At 57.0% G+C, this 17,881-nt stretch carries 17 protein-coding genes; 10 read left to right on the top strand and 7 right to left on the bottom strand.

The window, feature by feature from the left end:
* Positions 1-13 precede the first annotated feature (13 nt).
* The 7 genes from NCG89_RS01235 (at position 14) to NCG89_RS01205 (ending at position 8,022) form a co-directional block, all read left to right on the top strand.
* Positions 14-1,048: an ABC transporter permease subunit gene (locus NCG89_RS01235; RefSeq protein WP_251087957.1), complete on the top strand. Its 1,035-nt coding sequence runs from the start codon at positions 14-16 to the stop codon at positions 1,046-1,048.
* Positions 1,045-2,100 carry an ABC transporter permease gene (locus NCG89_RS01230; protein WP_251087956.1) on the top strand — a complete coding sequence of 352 codons (1,056 nt, stop codon included), beginning with the start codon at positions 1,045-1,047 and terminating at the stop codon, positions 2,098-2,100. Before NCG89_RS01235 ends, NCG89_RS01230 begins: the two co-directional genes overlap by 4 nt.
* Positions 2,093-3,910: an extracellular solute-binding protein gene (locus NCG89_RS01225; RefSeq protein ID WP_251087955.1), complete on the top strand. Its 1,818-nt coding sequence runs from the start codon at positions 2,093-2,095 to the stop codon at positions 3,908-3,910. Before NCG89_RS01230 ends, NCG89_RS01225 begins: the two co-directional genes overlap by 8 nt.
* Positions 3,910-4,896 (top strand): ABC transporter ATP-binding protein, encoded by a 987-nt coding sequence (locus NCG89_RS01220; RefSeq protein WP_251087954.1) that lies wholly within the window; start codon positions 3,910-3,912, stop codon positions 4,894-4,896. The genes NCG89_RS01225 and NCG89_RS01220 overlap by 1 nt, the downstream gene beginning before the upstream one ends.
* Positions 4,893-5,882, top strand: a complete 990-nt coding sequence (locus NCG89_RS01215; RefSeq protein WP_251087953.1) for an ABC transporter ATP-binding protein — start codon at positions 4,893-4,895, stop codon at positions 5,880-5,882. Before NCG89_RS01220 ends, NCG89_RS01215 begins: the two co-directional genes overlap by 4 nt.
* Positions 5,883-5,990: 108 nt before the next feature.
* Complete coding sequence (locus NCG89_RS01210; RefSeq protein ID WP_251087952.1) at positions 5,991-6,866, top strand: tyrosine-protein phosphatase; 876 nt, start codon at positions 5,991-5,993, stop codon at positions 6,864-6,866.
* Positions 6,867-6,882: 16 nt separating this feature from the next.
* Entirely contained in the window at positions 6,883-8,022 is a 1,140-nt protein-coding gene (locus NCG89_RS01205; RefSeq protein ID WP_251087951.1) for a methyltransferase, read from the top strand.
* A 24-nt stretch (positions 8,023-8,046) separates the two neighbouring features.
* Here NCG89_RS01205 and NCG89_RS01200 read toward each other — a convergent pair whose 3' ends face one another.
* Together NCG89_RS01200 and NCG89_RS01195 are read right to left on the bottom strand one after the other, a co-directional pair.
* Positions 8,047-9,351 carry a methyltransferase domain-containing protein gene (locus tag NCG89_RS01200; RefSeq protein WP_251087950.1) on the bottom strand — a complete coding sequence of 435 codons (1,305 nt, stop codon included), beginning with the start codon at positions 9,349-9,351 and terminating at the stop codon, positions 8,047-8,049.
* The gene (locus NCG89_RS01195; RefSeq protein ID WP_251087949.1) at positions 9,351-9,650 is read right to left on the bottom strand and encodes a hypothetical protein; all 300 of its coding nucleotides are present in this window, start codon (positions 9,648-9,650) and stop codon (positions 9,351-9,353) included. The genes NCG89_RS01200 and NCG89_RS01195 overlap by 1 nt, the downstream gene beginning before the upstream one ends.
* Positions 9,651-9,776: 126 nt before the next feature.
* On the opposite strand from NCG89_RS01195, the gene NCG89_RS01190 reads away from it, so the two are divergent.
* Positions 9,777-10,850 (top strand): 3-deoxy-7-phosphoheptulonate synthase, encoded by a 1,074-nt coding sequence (locus NCG89_RS01190; RefSeq protein ID WP_251087948.1) that lies wholly within the window; start codon positions 9,777-9,779, stop codon positions 10,848-10,850.
* Between the two features lie 184 nt (positions 10,851-11,034).
* Here NCG89_RS01190 and NCG89_RS01185 read toward each other — a convergent pair whose 3' ends face one another.
* The 4 genes from NCG89_RS01185 to nfuA are packed head-to-tail and all read right to left on the bottom strand — an operon-like array spanning position 11,035 to position 13,342.
* On the bottom strand, positions 11,035-11,778 hold the full coding sequence (locus tag NCG89_RS01185) for an endonuclease/exonuclease/phosphatase family protein (RefSeq protein ID WP_251087947.1): 744 nt from the start codon (positions 11,776-11,778) through the stop codon (positions 11,035-11,037).
* Between the two features lie 10 nt (positions 11,779-11,788).
* The gene (locus tag NCG89_RS01180) at positions 11,789-12,244 is read right to left on the bottom strand and encodes a YchJ family protein (RefSeq protein WP_251087946.1); all 456 of its coding nucleotides are present in this window, start codon (positions 12,242-12,244) and stop codon (positions 11,789-11,791) included.
* A gap of 9 nt (positions 12,245-12,253) precedes the next feature.
* A complete protein-coding gene (locus NCG89_RS01175) occupies positions 12,254-12,682 on the bottom strand; it encodes an acyl-CoA thioesterase (RefSeq protein WP_251087945.1) in 429 nt (142 codons plus the stop codon).
* Positions 12,683-12,724: 42 nt separating this feature from the next.
* Positions 12,725-13,342 carry a Fe-S biogenesis protein NfuA gene (gene nfuA, locus NCG89_RS01170; RefSeq protein ID WP_251087944.1) on the bottom strand — a complete coding sequence of 206 codons (618 nt, stop codon included), beginning with the start codon at positions 13,340-13,342 and terminating at the stop codon, positions 12,725-12,727.
* A gap of 153 nt (positions 13,343-13,495) precedes the next feature.
* Between nfuA and metH the strand changes: the two genes are divergently transcribed.
* The gene (metH, locus tag NCG89_RS01165; RefSeq protein WP_251087943.1) at positions 13,496-17,194 is read left to right on the top strand and encodes a methionine synthase; all 3,699 of its coding nucleotides are present in this window, start codon (positions 13,496-13,498) and stop codon (positions 17,192-17,194) included.
* A gap of 93 nt (positions 17,195-17,287) precedes the next feature.
* Here the strand turns inward: metH and NCG89_RS01160 are convergent, their stop codons facing one another.
* A complete protein-coding gene (locus tag NCG89_RS01160) occupies positions 17,288-17,407 on the bottom strand; it encodes a methionine synthase (protein WP_251087942.1) in 120 nt (39 codons plus the stop codon).
* 175 nt (positions 17,408-17,582) lie between these two features.
* Here NCG89_RS01160 and NCG89_RS01155 point away from each other — a divergent pair, with 175 nt between their 5' ends.
* On the top strand, positions 17,583-17,813 hold the full coding sequence (locus NCG89_RS01155; protein ID WP_251087941.1) for a DUF2970 domain-containing protein: 231 nt from the start codon (positions 17,583-17,585) through the stop codon (positions 17,811-17,813).
* Positions 17,814-17,881 lie beyond the last annotated feature (68 nt).

The raw sequence follows: 17,881 nt of genomic DNA, 5'->3' as shown, positions 1-17,881 counted from the left end.
CTAAGCGAGGTCTATGGCGGCTTATTTCCTTCGCCGGTTTCTGCTCATTGCGCCCACCTTCATCGGTATCACCCTTCTGGTTTTCGCGGTCACGCGGGTGGTTCCCGGCGGGCCGATCGAGAGGATGATGACCCAGGCGCAACTGGGGGGCGAAAGTGGCGCCATGCAAAAAAACCAAGGCAGTGGTGGCACGCTTTCGGAGGAACAGCTCAAGGATCTTGCGGCCTATTATGGCTTTGATAAGCCAGTGCTAACTGGTTATGCAGAGTGGTTGGGCAAGGTGCTGCAGTTTGATTTAGGTCACTCCACCCGCTATCAGGATCCCGTTTGGGACATCATCAAAGAGCGCTTTCCGGTATCGCTGTTTTTCGGCATCACCACCCTCATCCTTACCTATGCGGTATGCATTCCCCTCGGGCTGCTCAAGGGGATGTATCATGGCAGCCGTTTTGACGCTTGGTCCTCCGGGGTTGTTTTTTTCGGCTATGCCCTGCCCAGTTACGTTATTGGGATTGCGGCTATTTCGCTGTTTGCTGGCTACTGGGACTGGTTTCCGCTGGGCGGTTTCGTTAGCGATGATTTCGATGACCTGAGTTATTGGGGACGGGTCCAGGACGTTTTCCACCATGCGGTGCTACCGCTGATCGCCTACATGGCCGGCAGTTTTGCCATGACCACCTTCATGATGAAAAATGCGCTGATGGATCACCAGTCTGCCGACTATATGCGCACCGCCGCCGCCAAGGGCCTGTCTCGCCATCAGGCGGTACGGCGCCATGCCACCCGCAATAGCCTGATTCCCATCGCAACCTCTTTTGGCAACAATATTTCCGTGCTGATTGGCGGCTCCTTTCTGATTGAGACCATTTTCAATATCGATGGTATTGGCTTGTTGGGTTACGAGGCGATTCTCGAACGGGATTACCCGGTCGTCATGGGCATTCTGGTGATCTCGTCCTTGTTGTATATGGTCGGCAATATTCTCTCGGACCTGTGCGTGGCCTTGGTGGACCCCCGTATTCGCTTTGGTGGCCCTGCAACCGCATGAGCATCTTCAGCCTGAAAAATCCCGTTGCAATCAAGCGCTGGCAGCGATTCAAGCGCAGCCGACGCGGCTATTACTCGGCCTGGCTCTTACTGCTGCTCACTGCCCTGAGCCTGGGGGCAGAGCTTCTCGCCAACAATCGCGCCTTGCTGGTTCATTACCAGGGCCAGTGGTACTTCCCTACGTATAGCAATGTGTATAGCGGCGAGCAGTTTGGCCTCGATTACGCCTACGAGGTCAATTACCGGGATCTGCAACAGCATTTTGCCGACCAGGATGAGGGTAACTGGCTGCTGATGCCGCCAATCCCCTTTGGTCCATTAGAGACCGATTTGATTGCCGGAGACTTCCCGCCCCACGCCTCGTCTCTGGCAACGCAACATTATCTAGGCACCGACACCAGCGGGCGAGACGTGGCGGCGCGGTTGCTATACGGCTTTCGCATCGCAATTTTATTTTCGATCGCGCTGCTCATCCTCAACTATGGCGTTGGGGTAGCCATTGGCTGCTTGATGGGGTTTTGGGGCGGCGCCTTCGATCTGATTTTTCAGCGCATTATAGAGATCTGGTCGAACGTCCCCTTCCTGTACGTCATCATGATTGTCGCCTCCATTATCACTCCCGGCTTCTGGACCCTGCTGTTAATCATGGCATTCTTCGGCTGGACCGGCATGACCTGGTACATGCGCACAGCAACCTATAAAGAGGTTGCCCGTGATTACGTGATGGCGGCCAGAGCACTGGGCGCCTCCGGCAGCCGGATTATGTTTCGCCATATATTACCCAACAGCGTCTCCACCCTGGTGACCTTCGTGCCCTTCTCCGTTGCCAGCGGTATCACGTCCCTGACGGTGCTGGATTTTCTCGGCTTTGGCCTGCCGCCACCGACGCCAAGTTGGGGAGAGCTATTGAAACAAGGCACCGAAAACCTCGAGTCCCTGTGGATAGTGGGCTCAGTTGTGGTGGCCATGACCGTCATCCTGATGCTGGTCGCCTATGTGGGTGAGGCCATTCGGGATGCCTACGATCCGAAGCAGTTCAGTTACTATGAGTAAAATCGTCGCCAGCCTGTTGCTGGTCCTGTTCGCCAATCTATGCGCCCTACCAGCGCAGGCCGGGTTACCAGAGGCCCTGCCTGCGGATCTGCAGTGGCAAACCAACAATGAAGACCCCATCTTCGCCAGCCCGGATGCGAAACGGGGCGGACGCTTTCGCACCTTTGTCACCACTTTCCCGTTAACCTTGCGCCTCGTGGGGCCGGACTCCAATGGCAGTTTCGCCAGTTTTTTGCGCGCCAATGATCTCGGCTTAGTGGGCCTCCACCCCAACACGCTAAAGCCGATCCCAGAGTTGGCAACCCACTGGGCCTTCGGTGACGACGGCCACAGTATCTTTTATCGGCTTGACCCCGATGCGCGCTGGTCAGACGGCGAGCCAGTGACTGCGGACGACTATGTATTCGCCCTGTCGTTCATGCGCTCAAAATTCATTCTGGCCCCCTGGTATAACAATTATTTCTCAGAGGTGATTACCGAGGTGGTGAAGTACGACGATCACACCATCGGCATTGCCGGTTCGGTCGCCAAGCCCGCCGATGAAATGTTGTTTGATCTGAGCCTGTCGCCCGTTCCTGAGCACTTTCACATCCTGGATGAGAACTGGGTACGGGACTACAACTGGCGTATCGAGCCAAATACCGGACCCTATCAGATCAGTGAGGTCCGCAAGGGCAAATACGTCGAATTTACCCGCAAGGCAGATTGGTGGGCCAACAATAAGCGCTATTTTCAGTATCGCTTTAACCCAGAGCATATCCGGGTGAAGGTGATACGCGATATCAACGTGGCCTACCAATATTTTCGCAAAGGCGAACTGGATAACTTTCCGCTGCTGATGCCCCGCTTCTGGCATAAAAAAGCACAGGGTGAGATCTACGAGCAGGGCTACGTGGCCAAGATCAAGTTCTACAACGATGTGCCTCAGCCGATTAACGGCCTGTTCCTGAATGAAGATGCCCCACCTCTGGATGACAAGCGGGTCCGCTACGCCATTGCTCACGCCCTCAACGTGCAAAAGGTGATCGACACCGTATTGCGGGGCGATTACGAGCGCATGCAAACCGCCAATGAGGGCTACGGTGATTACACCAATACCCATATTCGCGCCCGTCGCTTTGATTTAGCCAAGGCCGACCAGTACCTGACCGAGGCTGGCTGGAGCGAGCGGGGCCCCGATGGCATTCGGGTCAAGGATGGCCAGCGCTTGAGTATTCGGGTCACCTACTACAGCAGCGGACACAATGATCGCCTGGTGATACTGGCCCAGGAGGCGCGCAAGGCCGGCATCGAGTTAGCACTCAACCTGCTGGATGGGTCCACCGCCTTCAAACAGATTCTGGAAAACAAACACCAGGCCGCCTGGATGGCCTGGTCCGGTGCCGGGCTCTCGCCGCGATATTGGGAGTTCTATCACTCCGATAACGCCCATAAGCCCCAGACCAATAATGTGACCAACACCGACAATCCCCAGATGGACGAGAAAATCATGGCCTATCGAACGGCCACGGATAAAGTGACCCGGGTAAAACTGGCCCATGAGCTGGAACAAATGGTGTATGAACAGGGCTCCTATATCCCGACGTTTAAAGTGCCCTACACCCGGGAAGCCTATTGGCGCTGGTTAAAGTTGCCCGCCTTTCACGGGACGCGCACCAGCGACCAGCTGTTTTCACCCATGGGCGGCAGTGGTGGCCTTTTCTGGATTGACGAAGCGGCCAAACGGCAGATTGAAGACCTGAAGGACAAGGGTCAACCCCTCCCCCCGGCGCCGCTGCTGGAAATTGACGAAACGTGGAAGCTTAACTAATGAGCCTGCTTGCCATTGCAGATCTGGCTGTGGAAATTCGCGATGACGAGGGCGTCTACCGGGAGCTGGTCAGTGGCGTTTCCCTGCAAATTGGGCAAGGGGAAACCCTTGGGCTGGTTGGTGAATCTGGCTGCGGCAAAAGCCTCACGGCCATGTCGATTCTCGACCTGCTACCCAAGCCCCAGGCGCGCCGTAGCCGGGGATCGATCCAGTTTCAATCCCAAGCATTGGATGCCCTCGACGTTAACGCGATGGCCCGTCTGCGCGGGCGCCAGATTGCGGTGATCTTTCAGGATCCGATGAGCGCCCTCAATCCAGTACACCGTATTGGCAAGCAAATTGGCGAGGCATTGGCCCTGCACTTCCCCGAAATGAGTCAAGGCCAACGCCGGGCGCGAGTGATTGAATTACTCGCCGAGGTGGGTATCCCGGCGCCGGAAGATCGGGTAGATGCCTACCCCCACGAGCTGTCAGGCGGTATGCGTCAGCGGGTGATGATTGCGCTGGCGCTGAGTTGCGAGCCCACCATGCTGATCGCCGATGAGCCGACGACAGCACTGGATGTCACCATCCAGGCGCAAATCGTCCAGCTCCTCAAGCGGCTGCAATATGAGCGCGGCATGGCCATGCTGTTTATCACCCATGATCTGGCGCTGGTGTCTCAGCTTAGCGACCGTATTGCGGTGATGTACGCTGGTCAAGTCGTTGAGCAGAACCACAGCGCGGCGCTGTTTTCCACTCCGCGCCATCCTTATACCAAGGGCTTGCTTGGCGCGCTGCCCGGCGCCGGTCATCCGCCAAAGTCGCCCTTGAGATCCCTTGAAGGCCAGGTGCCGTCAGCCAGTGAAATGCCGGCGGGCTGCCGCTTTGCCAACCGCTGCCACCGTGCAGATGAGCGCTGCCGACAGGAGAACCCGCCCCTCACCCCGGCTGATGAAACCAGCGGCTGGGTTGCCTGCCACCACTGGCGGGAGCTGCAGGCATGAGTGCACCGCTGTTAGAGGTCGAAAACCTCAAACTCCACTTTCCCCACAAAGGGGGAATGTTCTCACCACGCCAATGGCTGCGAGCAGTCGATGGCGTCAGTTTTTCGCTGCAGGCCGGCGAAACCCTGGGCTTGGTTGGTGAATCGGGCTGTGGCAAGAGTAGTCTGGGCAAGGCCCTTCTCAACCTTCACCGGGCCACGGCGGGCAGCATTCGCTATCAGGGCCGGGAGTTGGTGGGACTATCAGACCGGGAGATGCGCCCGCTGCGGGCCGACCTGCAGATGATCTTCCAGGACCCCTTCGAGTCTTTAAACAGCCGCCATCCGGTTGAAACCCTCATTGAAGAGCCGTTAGTGATTCACGGTGTTGGCAATCGCGCCAGCCGCCGTCAACGGGTCTTGGCCCTGCTGGATATGGTCGGCCTTCCCCAAAGTGCTGCCAACAAATATCCCCACGAGTTTTCCGGCGGCCAGCGCCAGCGCATTGGTATCGCGCGGGCCATCGCCCTCGAACCGAAGATTCTGATCTGCGATGAGCCGGTCTCCGCCTTGGACGTGTCGGTGCAGGCCCAAATACTCAACCTGTTAGTGGATATCCAGGCTGAGTTGGGGCTGGCGATGCTGTTTATCTCCCACGATCTGTCAGTAGTGCGCCACATGAGTGACCGGATCGCGGTGATGTACCTTGGAAAATTGGCCGAGGTGGGGCCGGCAACCGCAGTTTATGAAGGGCCGCGGCATCCATATACCAAAACCCTGTTGTCTGCCCTGCCCCAGCTTGGTGTGCCGCCGTCACCCGTACAAGTCGCCAAAGGCGACTTACCCTCACCACTGGCACCGCCCAGTGGTTGTCGGTTTCACACCCGTTGCCCCCACCGCCAGCCCACATGCGCGGAAGCCGAACCCGCGTTGGAATCGGCGCCAGCAGATAGCCACTCGGCGGCGTGTCATTACTGGGAAATATTGGCGCAGCAGGATGGACCGTAGTCGCTTATCGACCCCGTTAGGGCGCCCAGTGTTGGTCAATACTGGCACTGGCAAGGTACAATGCCTTAATCTTGCGGACGCCCCATCTCACCTTAGTGCCTTACGCCCATGAAGCTGCCCCCGGTTGAACCCGTCGAACTTCCCTACGATTATCTGACGCGGCCGATTCCCGCTCAGATGCCGCCCCAGCAACGCCTGGAATTACGCAAGCTGCCCTTTAACAAGGCGCATAACTTTCGCGACCTCGGCGGCTATCTCACCGAAGATGGCCGCAGCCTGAAATGGGGCAAACTGTATCGCTCGGACAAGCTGTCCCGCTTGACCGATGATGACCAGCGATTTCTAGAGCGTCTGGGTATCCGTAAGGTGGTGGACTTTCGCTCTGATGAGGAGCGCCAGGAGTCGCCCCATAGCCTGCTGGATCAGACCCAGATCATCGTCCGGCCCATGCCGGTTTCGGTCGACGCCGCCCAGGTTGAGCAGATTTCCCGCCACCTCATGCAGCAGGACGCCACACCCGAAGAGATGGCCCGTTATCTGATCGAGGCCAATCGCGAAATGGTCGAACGCTTCACTGGCGTGTTCCGAGACTGGCTGGGCATGTTGATGGAAGATGAGCACTATCCCATGGTGTTTCATTGCACCGCGGGTAAGGACCGCACTGGTTTTGCTGCCGCGATGATTATGACCGCCCTGGGTGTGTCCAGAAGCACGGTAATGGAAGACTACCTAGCCACCAATCACTTTACCCAAAACCGCATTGAGCAGGCGGTGCGATATCTGGGTGAGCACAGTATGAACCAGGTAAACGCCGACGTTGTGCGCACCCTGTTTGGTGTTCAGGCCCGCTTTCTGGAAGAGGCCTTTATCGCCATTGAAGAGCACTATGAGACCGTCGACAACTACCTGGAAATCGGTTTGGGCTTAGGCGCGCCAGAGATCGCCGAATTACAGCGACAGCTGCTCGAGTCTCCCAGCGCCTGAGGGCCGGGCCGCATTCATGTCCAACACTTTGATGACCTCCCCCTTTGGGTCGGCGCAATTGTTGCGTCGTCCCCGCCGCCCCCGGGAAGTGCTGCAGGCCTGGGATGCAGCCGACCTCTTGCTATTACAGCATATGGCCGATCAGCCGCCGGATGGCGATGAGCCGGTGCTGTTAGTCAATGATCGTTTCGGCGCCCTGGCGGTGGCCCTCCAGCAAGAGGGATACCGCTGCGTCAGCTGGGGCGATTCTGCCGTCGCCCAACTGGCCACCGTGGAAAACACCGGGCGCAACGGCGCGGCAAATCCTCAATTTCTGCCTGCCACCGAAGTGCCGACGGGGCAATACAGCCGAATTTTCTTCCGCCTGCCCAAGAGCCACTCGCTGCTACGCTTCCAGCTGGAACGATTGATTGATCTGGTGAATGCGGGCGCGCAGTTGATCGGTGCCGGGATGGTCAAGCATATCGACCGGCCAACCATCGATTTGATCGACAGCATTGCCGGACCAACCCAGCCCAGTCTGGCCTGGAAAAAGGCGCGACTGATTTTCTTTGGCGAAGCCTTGGGTCCAGCCGATATTCAGGAAGATCGCCAGGTCACCAACCTGCCTGAATGGGATCTTGCGCTGTCTAATCGGGCCAATGTCTTTTCTCGCGGCAAACTGGATCGCGGCAGCCGGTTGCTGATCGGGGTGATGCCTCAGCTCTCGCCCCCGGGCCAGCCGCGAATCGCAGATCTGGGTTGCGGTAATGGCTTGCTCGGCCTGCGCGCCCTACACCACTGGCCACAGGCGCAACTGCATTTCTTTGATGATTCCTTTCTGGCCATCGACAGCGCCCGGGAAAATATGGCGGCACATTACCCGACCACCAAGGCCCAATTTTGCGCCGGTGACGGCATGACCGCCTACCAGGGTGCGCCCTTTGACCTGGTGCTGTGCAACCCGCCCTTCCACCAGGAGTACGATCTGGGCGACCACATCGCTCGGCAGATGTTCAGAGACGCCCATTACCACCTAAGCCCTGGCGGCCAGCTCTGCGTTGTGGGAAACCGGCATTTGGGCTATCACCAGGACTTGAAACGACTGTTCGGCAAGATTGAGGTGATTGCCTCAGATCCTAAATTCGTGGTGTTGCTGGCAAAAAAATCGGGCTAGTTGGTGATCAGCACCAAACTGCCGTTAGCGGCGCAGCAGCACCAGTGACTCTGCATGGTGGCTGTGGGGAAACATATCGGCAGCCAGAGCAGACACGACCCGAAATCCACCTGCGGTCAGAATTGCCAGGTCGCGCTTGAGACTGGCAGGGTTGCACGAAACATAGGCAAGGCTGGCGAGTGCTTTGCGGCCCGCCAAAAATTCGCACAAGGCCATTGCACCCGCCCGGGGCGGATCGAGAACGGCTTTCTTAACCCCCTGAGGCAACCGCAAATGCGCCGGGTTGAAAAGATCGGCCTGTGTGTACCGAATGGGCAGTTTTTCTGCATCAGCCTGGATCTGGGCTCGCTGCAACATCTGCTCCCCCATATCAAAACCCTCGACCTCTGCGCCGTGGCTGGCGAGCACCCGGGCGAAGTTACCCAAGCCACAAAAATAATCGGCAATGCGCTCGCCGGGTTGAGGCAATAGCCACCGGCTGATGGTGAGCAGAATCTGGCGATTTACGTTCGGGTTCACCTGGGTAAAATCCCCAGGCTCAAAGGCGATCGACAAATCCCCGGGCAAAGGATACGCCAGTGGCGCGTTTTCACCCCGCCAACCCCCGGTTGCGGCGTGAACAGCAAACAGCATTATTTCAGGTGCAAGCGTCTGGGCCAGGTGTTCAATAGCCGCTTGGTGGAGCGGGGCTTTTTGCTGGATGGTGAGGCCAACACGGCCCTCACCCACTGCCAACAACAACTCCGATGGCCCTGCATCCCGAAGATACTCGAGCAAGATCCCGCGCTTCTCCCGAAACGCCCGGTCCAGCACCGGGTCGAGAATCGGACAGCTGGCGATGTCGACAACGTCGTGACTGGCCGCTGCGCGAAATCCCAATACACCCTGGCGGTAGCTCAAGCGGGCCCGGTGCCGATAACCCTTGTCATGGGACACCAGCATCTCCAGCCCGTCGGTATCGATTGTCTGGCCAAGTGCTCTGGCCAAGCGATCCACCTTTGCCTTGCGCTGGGCATCGATTTCCAGATGCTGGAGCTGGCAACCACCGCAACGTTCAATGTATTGGCAAAAAGGGGTAGTTCGTGACGGAGATGGCCTGATCACTTGCGACAGGATGGCATCGTCATAGCGCTTCTGCTGCCGCACCAAGGTGGCCGAGACCCGTTCTCCCGGGAGCGCACCGACGACAAACACCACCTTGTCTTGGTGTCGGGCCACTCCCCGGCCGTCATCGGCGAGATCGACAATATCGAGCTCGAACGCTTTCTGCGGTGGCGTCTTCTTTCTGGGGCGAGCTTTGAACGTGGTGGGCCCCTTGCGTTGGGCCATTAGCGCACTCCGTCGCCTGGAGTGAAAGCCCGGTACTTTTGCAAGCATTGCTGACGGCGCGCCTGCAGGTCACGGCGGTGTTGCTCGCTGGTGGGTTTGACCTGCCCGACCTGATCACAGGGCAGCTGGTTCGGGTCGTCGTGGGGGAGTATTCGCGGGCGCGGCGACCATTTTTCAAGGGGCAAGGGCTGCTCTTTCACCGGAGTGTTATCGTCGTGCGAAGGGTATTTTTCCCCCGACTGGGCCTGACTCCCAAGGGGCAAGACCAGCAAAAGGGCAAACAGGCGAAATAACAACAACGGCTAACATCCACAGCGACCAATTATTTGCGTATTTTACTGCCGAATTTCCTCGCTGTGCATTTATTTAGCGAACCTTTAGGGTAAAATGCCCGGCTCTTTTGAAATTGATGTTGCGTAGGCCTTATGTCTAAACCGATTGTCGAAAATCTGAATGTCGAAGCCCAGGAGATCCTCATTACTCCGGCTCGACTGAAAGCCGCGCTGCCAATGAGTGACAGTGCCCGGGAGCTGGTATCCCAAAGCCGCCAAACCATCCGCGATATTCTCGATCGCAAAGATCACCGTTTGTTTGTGGTGGTTGGCCCCTGCTCTATCCACGATGTTGAGGCCGCCCTTGATTATGCCGGTCGCTTAAAGAAACTGGCCGATGAAGTCGCTGATACACTGGTCATTGTGATGCGTGTGTATTTTGAGAAGCCGCGTACCACGGTTGGCTGGAAGGGCCTGATCAACGATCCCCATCTCAATGACACCTTCAAAATTGAAGAGGGGCTGCACATTGGTCGCAAATTGTTGATGGATATCTGCGACATCGGCCTGCCCACCGCCACCGAGGCGCTGGACCCCATTTCGCCCCAGTACCTGCAAGACTTTATTGCCTGGTCGGCGATCGGCGCCCGCACCACCGAGTCGCAGACCCACCGTGAAATGGCCAGCGGCCTGTCTTCGGCTGTGGGCTTCAAAAACGGCACCGATGGCGGTGTTGACGTTGCCATGAATGCCATTGGCTCTGCCGTTAACCCCCACCGTTTTCTGGGTATGAACGACGATGGCCAGGTCGCGGTTATCCACACCCGGGGCAACGCCTATGCTCACGTAGTTCTTCGCGGCGGCAGCGCCGGCCCAAACTACGATTCAGTCCACATCAAACTGTGTGAGGATGCGCTGACCAAGGCCGGCCACCCGCTGAATATTATGGTGGACTGCAGTCATGCCAACTCGAACAAAAACCCGGCGTTGCAGCCTCTGGTGGTAGAAGACGTGGGCAACCAGATTCTCGAGGGCAACAAATCCATCATTGGTTTAATGATCGAGAGCAACCTCAAGCCAGGCAATCAAAGTATTCCCGCTGACTTGAGCCAATTGCAGTACGGTGTTTCGGTGACCGACGGTTGTATCGGCTGGGACGATACCGAAACCACACTGCGCAAATTACGCAATAAAATCAAAGATGTACTGCCAACGCGTAACCAATAGTCGGAAGTGCAGACGGCGCTCCCGCCTGAATTGGCTTCGTGAGACGCTGGTACATTTGAAAAAAAACGCCCGATGGGCGTTTTTTTTGATCTAAAGATTTTCTAGCGGCGTAGTAAAAGTGCTTCTATACCATCTATGGCATTGCCCCGGTCCCCCGGGGCTTTTTTTATGGTGGCTTCTCAGTTTACGACCGCGCACCGGCATCAGCCGGAAGCAGCTCCGCATAAATGCCACAATGATCTGAAAGCCGGTCCCAGGGCGGACCGCTGAGGCGCCGTGCTTCGACGGCCTCAAAACCACGATAGTAGATTCGATCCAGGCGAAAAAACGGCCGCTTGACGGGGAAGCTGCGCACCGGCTTGCCGGTGAGCTGGGTGAAGGCTTCCCTGAGGCGCAAATGGCGTTTAAACCGCTGGTGGATTGCCCCCGTCCAGTCATTGAAGTCACCGGCAATAATCAGCGGCGCAGCAGCCGGTACCCGTTCGGCGATAGCGCGCTCCAGCAATTGGAACTGTCGGTGGCGCTCCCAGCCAAGCAGACCCATGTGAACACAGACCAAATGCACACCCGACTCGACCTCGCTAAACAGCAAGCCGCGCTGGGATTGGCGGTAGAGCGACACATCCACATTGTCTGAATGGATAATCGGAAACTTGCTCAAAATGGCATTGCCGTGGTGGCCGTGTTGATACACAGCGTTTTTGCCATAGGCAAAATGGGGCCAAATACTGTCGGCGAGAAACTCGAACTGACCACCGTGAACCCAATTGTCAATTGCCCGGGCATGGCGGTGATTTTCGCCCACCACCTCCTGCAGAAACACCACATCAGCATCGACAGCACGAATACTCTCCCGAATATCGGCCAGCAGAAACTGACGGTTGGCGGAGCAAAAACCTTTGTGAACGTTGTAGGACAGAATCCGCATGGCTGTTGATCTAATTCGGATGACACGCTTTGCGTTTCAGACCGCTGCCACAATAGCAGGGTTCATTTCTGCCTAGTTTGATTGGCGGCAACATTTTGCCATCCACGTAGTGCCAGCGGCCATTCTGGAAGACAAAACGTGAACGCTCATGAAGCTGGTCGAAGCTGGCCTCACCGGTCTGACAGAATGCGGCAAATTCCACTTCGCCCTGGTCTTTGCGCGCAGGCGGAGCAGAAACAATCACCAGTCTGGTCCAGCGCGTTTGGGTAATGTCTGCTGCCAGTGCATCCCGGGAGTCCGGTGGTTGCAGCCATGTGTGGATCAGGTAGTCCACCTCACCCGTAGCAAAGGCGCTATAGCGCGAACGCATCAGCTCTTCGGGGGATTGCGCCAGGCGCTCCCCCCTGATGAGGACGCCACAGCAGTGCTCAAAATCAAGTCCAGAACCACAGGGACAATGAGCCATTGCGGCGCCCTACCCGATACCGGGTTTGAGTCGGGCGGGCACTTCGGGGATTTTACTTGGATCGGTGGGCTCCCAGTCCGTGGGCAAGGCCACGGCCTTACGGGTTTGGGTGTCGAACCCCACCAGCACGCTGCGACTGACCGTCACGCAGTCACCGTTGGCGTAAAGATGGTGGGCAATGTTCATGCTTTTGGTTCCGACGCTCTCTACCCAGGTCTCCACGACGACCCGGTGGTCAAAGCGAATCTCCTGCAGCATATCCATCTTCACACTGGCCACCACGTATTGCGGAACTTCGCTGAATTCCCGCACTTCGCGAAAATAATCGATCCGAGCCAGATCAAAGTACTGGGCATACACGCTGTTGGAGACATGGCCAAGCATATCCAGGTCTGAGAAACGGACCTGAATTTCCGTACGGGTTTTGGGCAGTCTCATTTGATTCGGGCACGCTGGTCACCGGCCGGAGGCCGGCGACGGTTATTTGAAGTAAGCATTCTCGGTATTGGTGTGATCGGTATTGTCCTTAACACCTGCCAATTCCGGCACTTGGTCGAGAAGTGTTTTTTCCACGCCTTCTTTAAGGGTCACATCAACCATGCCGCAACCCTGACAGCCACCGCCAAACTTGAGTACGGCGTATTTGTCGCTGGTAACCTCCACCAGAGACACTTCGCCGCCGTGGGCAGCCAGACCGGGATTCACCTCGTTGTAGAGCACGTAATTAATACGGTCTTCGAGGGGGCTGTCGGCGCTCACCCGGGGTAAGCGGGCGTTAGGCGCTTTGATGGTGAGCTGCCCGCCCATGCGATCTTTGGCGTAGTCGATCAGCGCCTCATCCAGAAACGGCACGCTGCGGGCCTCGAAATAGGCATTAAATTTTGGGTATTCCACCACCACATCACCGTCGTTGGCATCGCCATCGCGACAGTAGGCAATACAGGTTTCCGCCTTGGGGGTGCCCGGCTGGGTGATGAAAACACGCACCCCAATGACGTCGTCCTGCTTGGCGAGCAACTCGGCCAAATAATCCTGCCCCGACTCGGTAATGGTCAGATTAACAGGGTTTTCGATTGCGACGACTTCTTCGCTTGCCATATACACCTCTTCATATCCCGCTGTTTTCGCAAACAATTTCAATGGACGCGGGAGTATCTGCTAGAATTGCGCAGTTTACCACGAAGGCGATTGCCGCCACAGCCCGCAAACCTTTGCATTGTCTTACCATTTGCCAGTTTCACCAGGATATTCATGACCGACGCGATCAATCGTAGCGAATTGCTGCTTAATGCCCTCAAAGAACGAATTTTAATCATCGACGGGGCGATGGGCAGCATGCTGCAGAGCTACAAACTCTCCGAAGCGGATTATCGCGGTGAGCGTTTCGCGGATTATCACCGCGACCTGAAAGGCAACAACGACCTGTTGACCCTGACCCAGCCGCAAGTGGTGCGGGAAATCCACCAGGCCTACCTCGATGCGGGCGCCGATCTGATCGGCGCCAATACCTTCAACGCCACGGCTATCTCCCAGCAGGATTACGAACTCGGCGACATCGCCGAAGAGCTGAGCGAAGCGGGTGTGCGACTGGCCCGGGAAGTGGCCGATGCCGAAACCGCCCGCAACCCTGCCAAACCACGCTTTGTGGCAGGCATTCTCGGCCCGACACCCCGTACTGCGTCCATCTCCCCCGATGTCAATGATCCGGGCGCCCGCAATATCACCTACGATCAGCTCGTTGCCGATTACTATGCGTCGACCCGCGGCCTGGTCAACGGCGGCAGCGATATTATTTTGATCGAAACGGTATTTGACAGTCTCAACGCCAAGGCTGCGGTCTTTGCGGTGCTGCAGTACTTTGAGGACACCGGTATTGAGCTGCCAATTATGGTCTCGGTGACCTTTCCAGACGTCAGTGGCCGCACCCTGTCGGGGCAGACACCCAAGGCATTCTGGAACTCCATTGCCCACGCAAAACCCCTTATCGTCGGCAGTAATTGTGGTAGAAGATTCAGTGAGATACGGCCATTTGTTGAGGAACTGGCTGATGCAGCTGACTGCTACTTCAGCGGCCACTTCAATGCTGGTCTCCCCAACGAGTTTGGCGAATACGATGAAACCCCCGAGGACATGCACGACGAGCTGCGCGACTTTGCCCAGCGCGGCTACCTCAACCTGATCGGCGGCTGTTGCGGTACCACACCCGCCCACATCGAGGCCATCGCAAAAGCCGTTGACGGCGCCGCGCCGCGCCCCCTGCCCCAGCATGCGCCCAAATGCCGCTTGGCCGGGCTCGAGCCCTTCGAAATCGGCCCCGAGACCCTGTTTGTCAATGTCGGCGAGCGCTGCAACGTGACGGGATCCGCCGTGTTCAAGCGTTTGATTCTGGAAAATGACTTTGACGCAGCGTTGTCGGTGGCTCGGCAGCAGGTGGAAAACGGCGCCCAGATCATCGACATCAACATGGATGAAGGCATGCTCGATGCCGAGAAGGCCATGGTGACCTTTCTCAATCTGATCGCCTCTGAGCCCGATATCTCCCGGGTGCCGATCATGGTGGATTCGTCCAAATGGGCGGTTATCGAAGCGGGCTTGAAGTGCATTCAGGGCAAGCCAATCGTTAACTCGATCTCCTTAAAGGAAGGCGAGGAAGAGTTCCGCGCCCACGCGCGGCAGTGTCTGAAATACGGTGCAGCGGTGGTAGTGATGGCCTTCGACGAGGCCGGCCAAGCCGATAATCTCCAACGGCGCAAAGATATCTGTCAGCGGTCCTACGACATTCTGGTAAATGAAATCGGCTTTCCGCCCCAGGACATTATCTTCGACCCGAACATCTTTGCGGTGGCCACTGGGATCGAAGAACACAACAACTATGCCGTGGACTTCATTGAAGCCACCGCCTTTATTCGTCAAGCCCTGCCCCACGCGCTGATCTCCGGCGGGGTCTCTAACGTGTCGTTTTCTTTCCGGGGCAATAACCCGGTTCGGGAAGCGATTCACTCGGTATTTCTTTACCACGCAATCAAAGCCGGCATGGATATGGGTATCGTCAACGCCGGCCAGTTAGCAATTTACGATGATCTACCCGAGCTGCTGCGCGAGCGGGTGGAGGACGTGATTCTCAACCGCCGGGATGATGCCACGGAGCGCCTGCTCGAGATCGCCGACCAGTTCAAAGGCGATGGCACCGCCGGCCCTGCCAAAGAAGATCTCAGCTGGCGGGAATTACCGGTAGAAAAACGCATCGAGCATGCCCTGGTAAAAGGGATTGCCGATTACATTGAAGAGGATACCGAGGAAGCACGCCTGCAAGCGGCCAAGCCCATTGATGTTATCGAGGGTGCGTTGATGGACGGCATGAATGTGGTTGGCGACCTGTTCGGCGACGGCAAGATGTTCCTCCCTCAGGTCGTCAAGTCGGCGCGGGTAATGAAACAGGCGGTGGCCTACCTCAACCCCTTTATAGAAGCGGGCAAGGAAGTGGGTGCCAAGGCCAACGGCAAAGTACTGATGGCTACCGTGAAAGGCGACGTTCACGATATTGGCAAGAACATTGTCGGCGTCGTGCTGCAGTGCAATAACTTTGAGGTAATCGACCTTGGGGTAATGGTGCCCTGCGAAAAAATCCTCGAAACCGCCAAACAGGAAAACGTTGATATTATTGGCCTGAGCGGACTGATTACGCCGTCACTGGATGAAATGGTCCACGTGGCCAGCGAAATGCAGCGACTGGGGTTGTCGGTGCCATTGATGATTGGTGGCGCCACCACCTCTAAAGCGCACACGGCGGTAAAAATCGAGCCCAAGTATCAGAACGACGGCACCGTGTATGTACCGGACGCATCACGCAGTGTGTCGGTTGCCAGTCAGCTGATCAGCAAGGACCTCAAGGCGGCGTTTGTTCAGGAGCAGCGAGAGGACTACGAACGGGTTCGCGCGCGCCGGGCTGGTCGCCAGGGCAAAACGCGCCTGCTCGGTTACGAGGACGCCTGCAAACGGGCGTTCACCACCGACTGGGCGAGCTATACCCCACCGGAGCCAGCCTTCCTCGGCCTGCGCGAATTTATCGATTACCCGCTGGAAACCCTGCGGGAAACGATCGACTGGACGCCCTTTTTCATCTCCTGGGGCTTGGCGGGCAAGTACCCTCGCATTCTCAGCGACGATACTGTGGGTGAAGCGGCCACCAACCTGTTTAACGACGCACAAAAAATGCTCGATGAGATCATCGCCAACGGCAGCCTCAAGGCGAAAGGCGTCATCGGTTTTTGGCCCGCACAGCGAGTTGGCAGCGACGATGTGGCGGTGATGGATCCCGAGGATGGTCATACCCTGGCCACCCTGCACCACCTTAGGCAACAGGCCGTTAAACCCGATGATAAACCGCAAATGAGCCTGGCGGATTACATCGCCCCCGAAGGGCTTGGTGTGAAAGACTATGTGGGTGGCTTTGCCGTTACCACGGGGATTGGCGCGGAGGAACTGGCAAAAGCCTACGAGGCCAAGGGTGACGATTACAATTCGATTATGGTCAAGGCCCTGGCAGACCGACTGGCCGAGTCCTTTGCCGAGCATTTGCACAAGCGCGTGCGGACCGAATTCTGGGCCTATGCGCCGGACGAGCAACTCAGTAACGAGGAGCTGATCAAGGAAGCCTACCGGGGCATTCGCCCTGCGCCGGGCTACCCTGCCTGCCCAGACCACACCGAAAAGGAAACCCTGTTCAAGCTGCTTGATGCCAGTGCTCGCACCGGGATCAGCCTGACCGAGCATCTGGCCATGTTTCCGGCGGCATCGGTGAGCGGATTTTACTATTCGCACCCTCAGGCGAGGTATTTTGCCGTGGGTAAAATCAACAAGGAGCAGGTCGCAGATATTGCCAAGCGTAAGGGCATGGAGCTCAAGGCAATGGAGAAATGGCTGTCACCCAATCTGGATTACGATCCCTGAGGGTTCCAGTCAAAGGCGGCCCTTTGTCGAATGGGGCTGCCACAAAAAAGGCCGCATTTGCGGCCTTTTTCTTTAGATCAGTAATACTGGGTCTTACTTTGGCATATGGTAGAGCCAGTACACTACCGTGGCCACAACCAAGCTCAGAATGGCAATGGCGGCGATGGCGTCAGCAGTGTTATCTTCGCGGGTTTCTTGGTCTTTGTCGCTCATGGGTAACCTCGGCAGTGGCAGTAGGGCTATAAATCGATGACCGATTATAGCAAGAAATTTTCAGACAACTTAAGCATATCGACCGCATCGCTATCGCTTATTCATATTCGTCACTTTTCCCGGCCGGTTCACCGCCTTAAAATAGCCTCCATCAACTGCGACAACGAGGTAAAAGGTGGCTCAGCATCAAGACCAGGACGACAAGACCAGCAACAATACGCCGGGGCCCCTTGCGGTGATTGGCAGCGTATTGTCTGCGGCGTTCGGCGTGCAAAGTCGCAAGAACCGTGAGCGGGACTTTCAGCACGGCAAATTTCGAAACTACGTGATTGCTGCGATACTGTTTGTCATCGTGTTTATTATCACCGTCACGTCGGTGGTTCGCCTGGTGCTCAGTCAAAATTAGCCCGGCAGTTTATCGGCTCAACAGTTATCCCATATCAGCAAAAAGCGTTGGCACTCAACCTAACCCAG

Source organism: Spongiibacter taiwanensis (assembly GCF_023702635.1).
GTDB classification, from domain to species: domain Bacteria; phylum Pseudomonadota; class Gammaproteobacteria; order Pseudomonadales; family Spongiibacteraceae; genus Spongiibacter; species Spongiibacter taiwanensis.
The sequence above is the reverse complement of the archived record's forward strand: the minus strand, read 5'-3'. Positions and strand labels throughout refer to the sequence as shown.

What these genes read in the sequence shown, in the direction of transcription:
- NCG89_RS01215 (WP_251087953.1), top strand. Translation starts at nt 4,893, where the DNA reads ATGAGTGCACCGCTGTTAGAGGTCGAAAACCTCAAACTCCACTTTCCC.
- NCG89_RS01175 (WP_251087945.1), bottom strand. Translation starts at nt 12,682, where the DNA reads ATGAGACTGCCCAAAACCCGTACGGAAATTCAGGTCCGTTTCTCAGAC.
- metH (WP_251087943.1), top strand. Translation starts at nt 13,496, where the DNA reads ATGACCGACGCGATCAATCGTAGCGAATTGCTGCTTAATGCCCTCAAA.
- NCG89_RS01235 (WP_251087957.1), top strand. Translation starts at nt 14, where the DNA reads ATGGCGGCTTATTTCCTTCGCCGGTTTCTGCTCATTGCGCCCACCTTC.
- NCG89_RS01205 (WP_251087951.1), top strand. Translation starts at nt 6,883, where the DNA reads ATGTCCAACACTTTGATGACCTCCCCCTTTGGGTCGGCGCAATTGTTG.
- NCG89_RS01200 (WP_251087950.1), bottom strand. Translation starts at nt 9,351, where the DNA reads ATGGCCCAACGCAAGGGGCCCACCACGTTCAAAGCTCGCCCCAGAAAG.
- NCG89_RS01225 (WP_251087955.1), top strand. Translation starts at nt 2,093, where the DNA reads ATGAGTAAAATCGTCGCCAGCCTGTTGCTGGTCCTGTTCGCCAATCTA.
- nfuA (WP_251087944.1), bottom strand. Translation starts at nt 13,342, where the DNA reads ATGGCAAGCGAAGAAGTCGTCGCAATCGAAAACCCTGTTAATCTGACC.
- NCG89_RS01180 (WP_251087946.1), bottom strand. Translation starts at nt 12,244, where the DNA reads ATGGCTCATTGTCCCTGTGGTTCTGGACTTGATTTTGAGCACTGCTGT.
- NCG89_RS01190 (WP_251087948.1), top strand. Translation starts at nt 9,777, where the DNA reads ATGTCTAAACCGATTGTCGAAAATCTGAATGTCGAAGCCCAGGAGATC.
- NCG89_RS01230 (WP_251087956.1), top strand. Translation starts at nt 1,045, where the DNA reads ATGAGCATCTTCAGCCTGAAAAATCCCGTTGCAATCAAGCGCTGGCAG.
- NCG89_RS01210 (WP_251087952.1), top strand. Translation starts at nt 5,991, where the DNA reads ATGAAGCTGCCCCCGGTTGAACCCGTCGAACTTCCCTACGATTATCTG.
- NCG89_RS01185 (WP_251087947.1), bottom strand. Translation starts at nt 11,778, where the DNA reads ATGCGGATTCTGTCCTACAACGTTCACAAAGGTTTTTGCTCCGCCAAC.
- NCG89_RS01220 (WP_251087954.1), top strand. Translation starts at nt 3,910, where the DNA reads ATGAGCCTGCTTGCCATTGCAGATCTGGCTGTGGAAATTCGCGATGAC.
- NCG89_RS01160 (WP_251087942.1), bottom strand. Translation starts at nt 17,407, where the DNA reads ATGAGCGACAAAGACCAAGAAACCCGCGAAGATAACACTGCTGACGCC.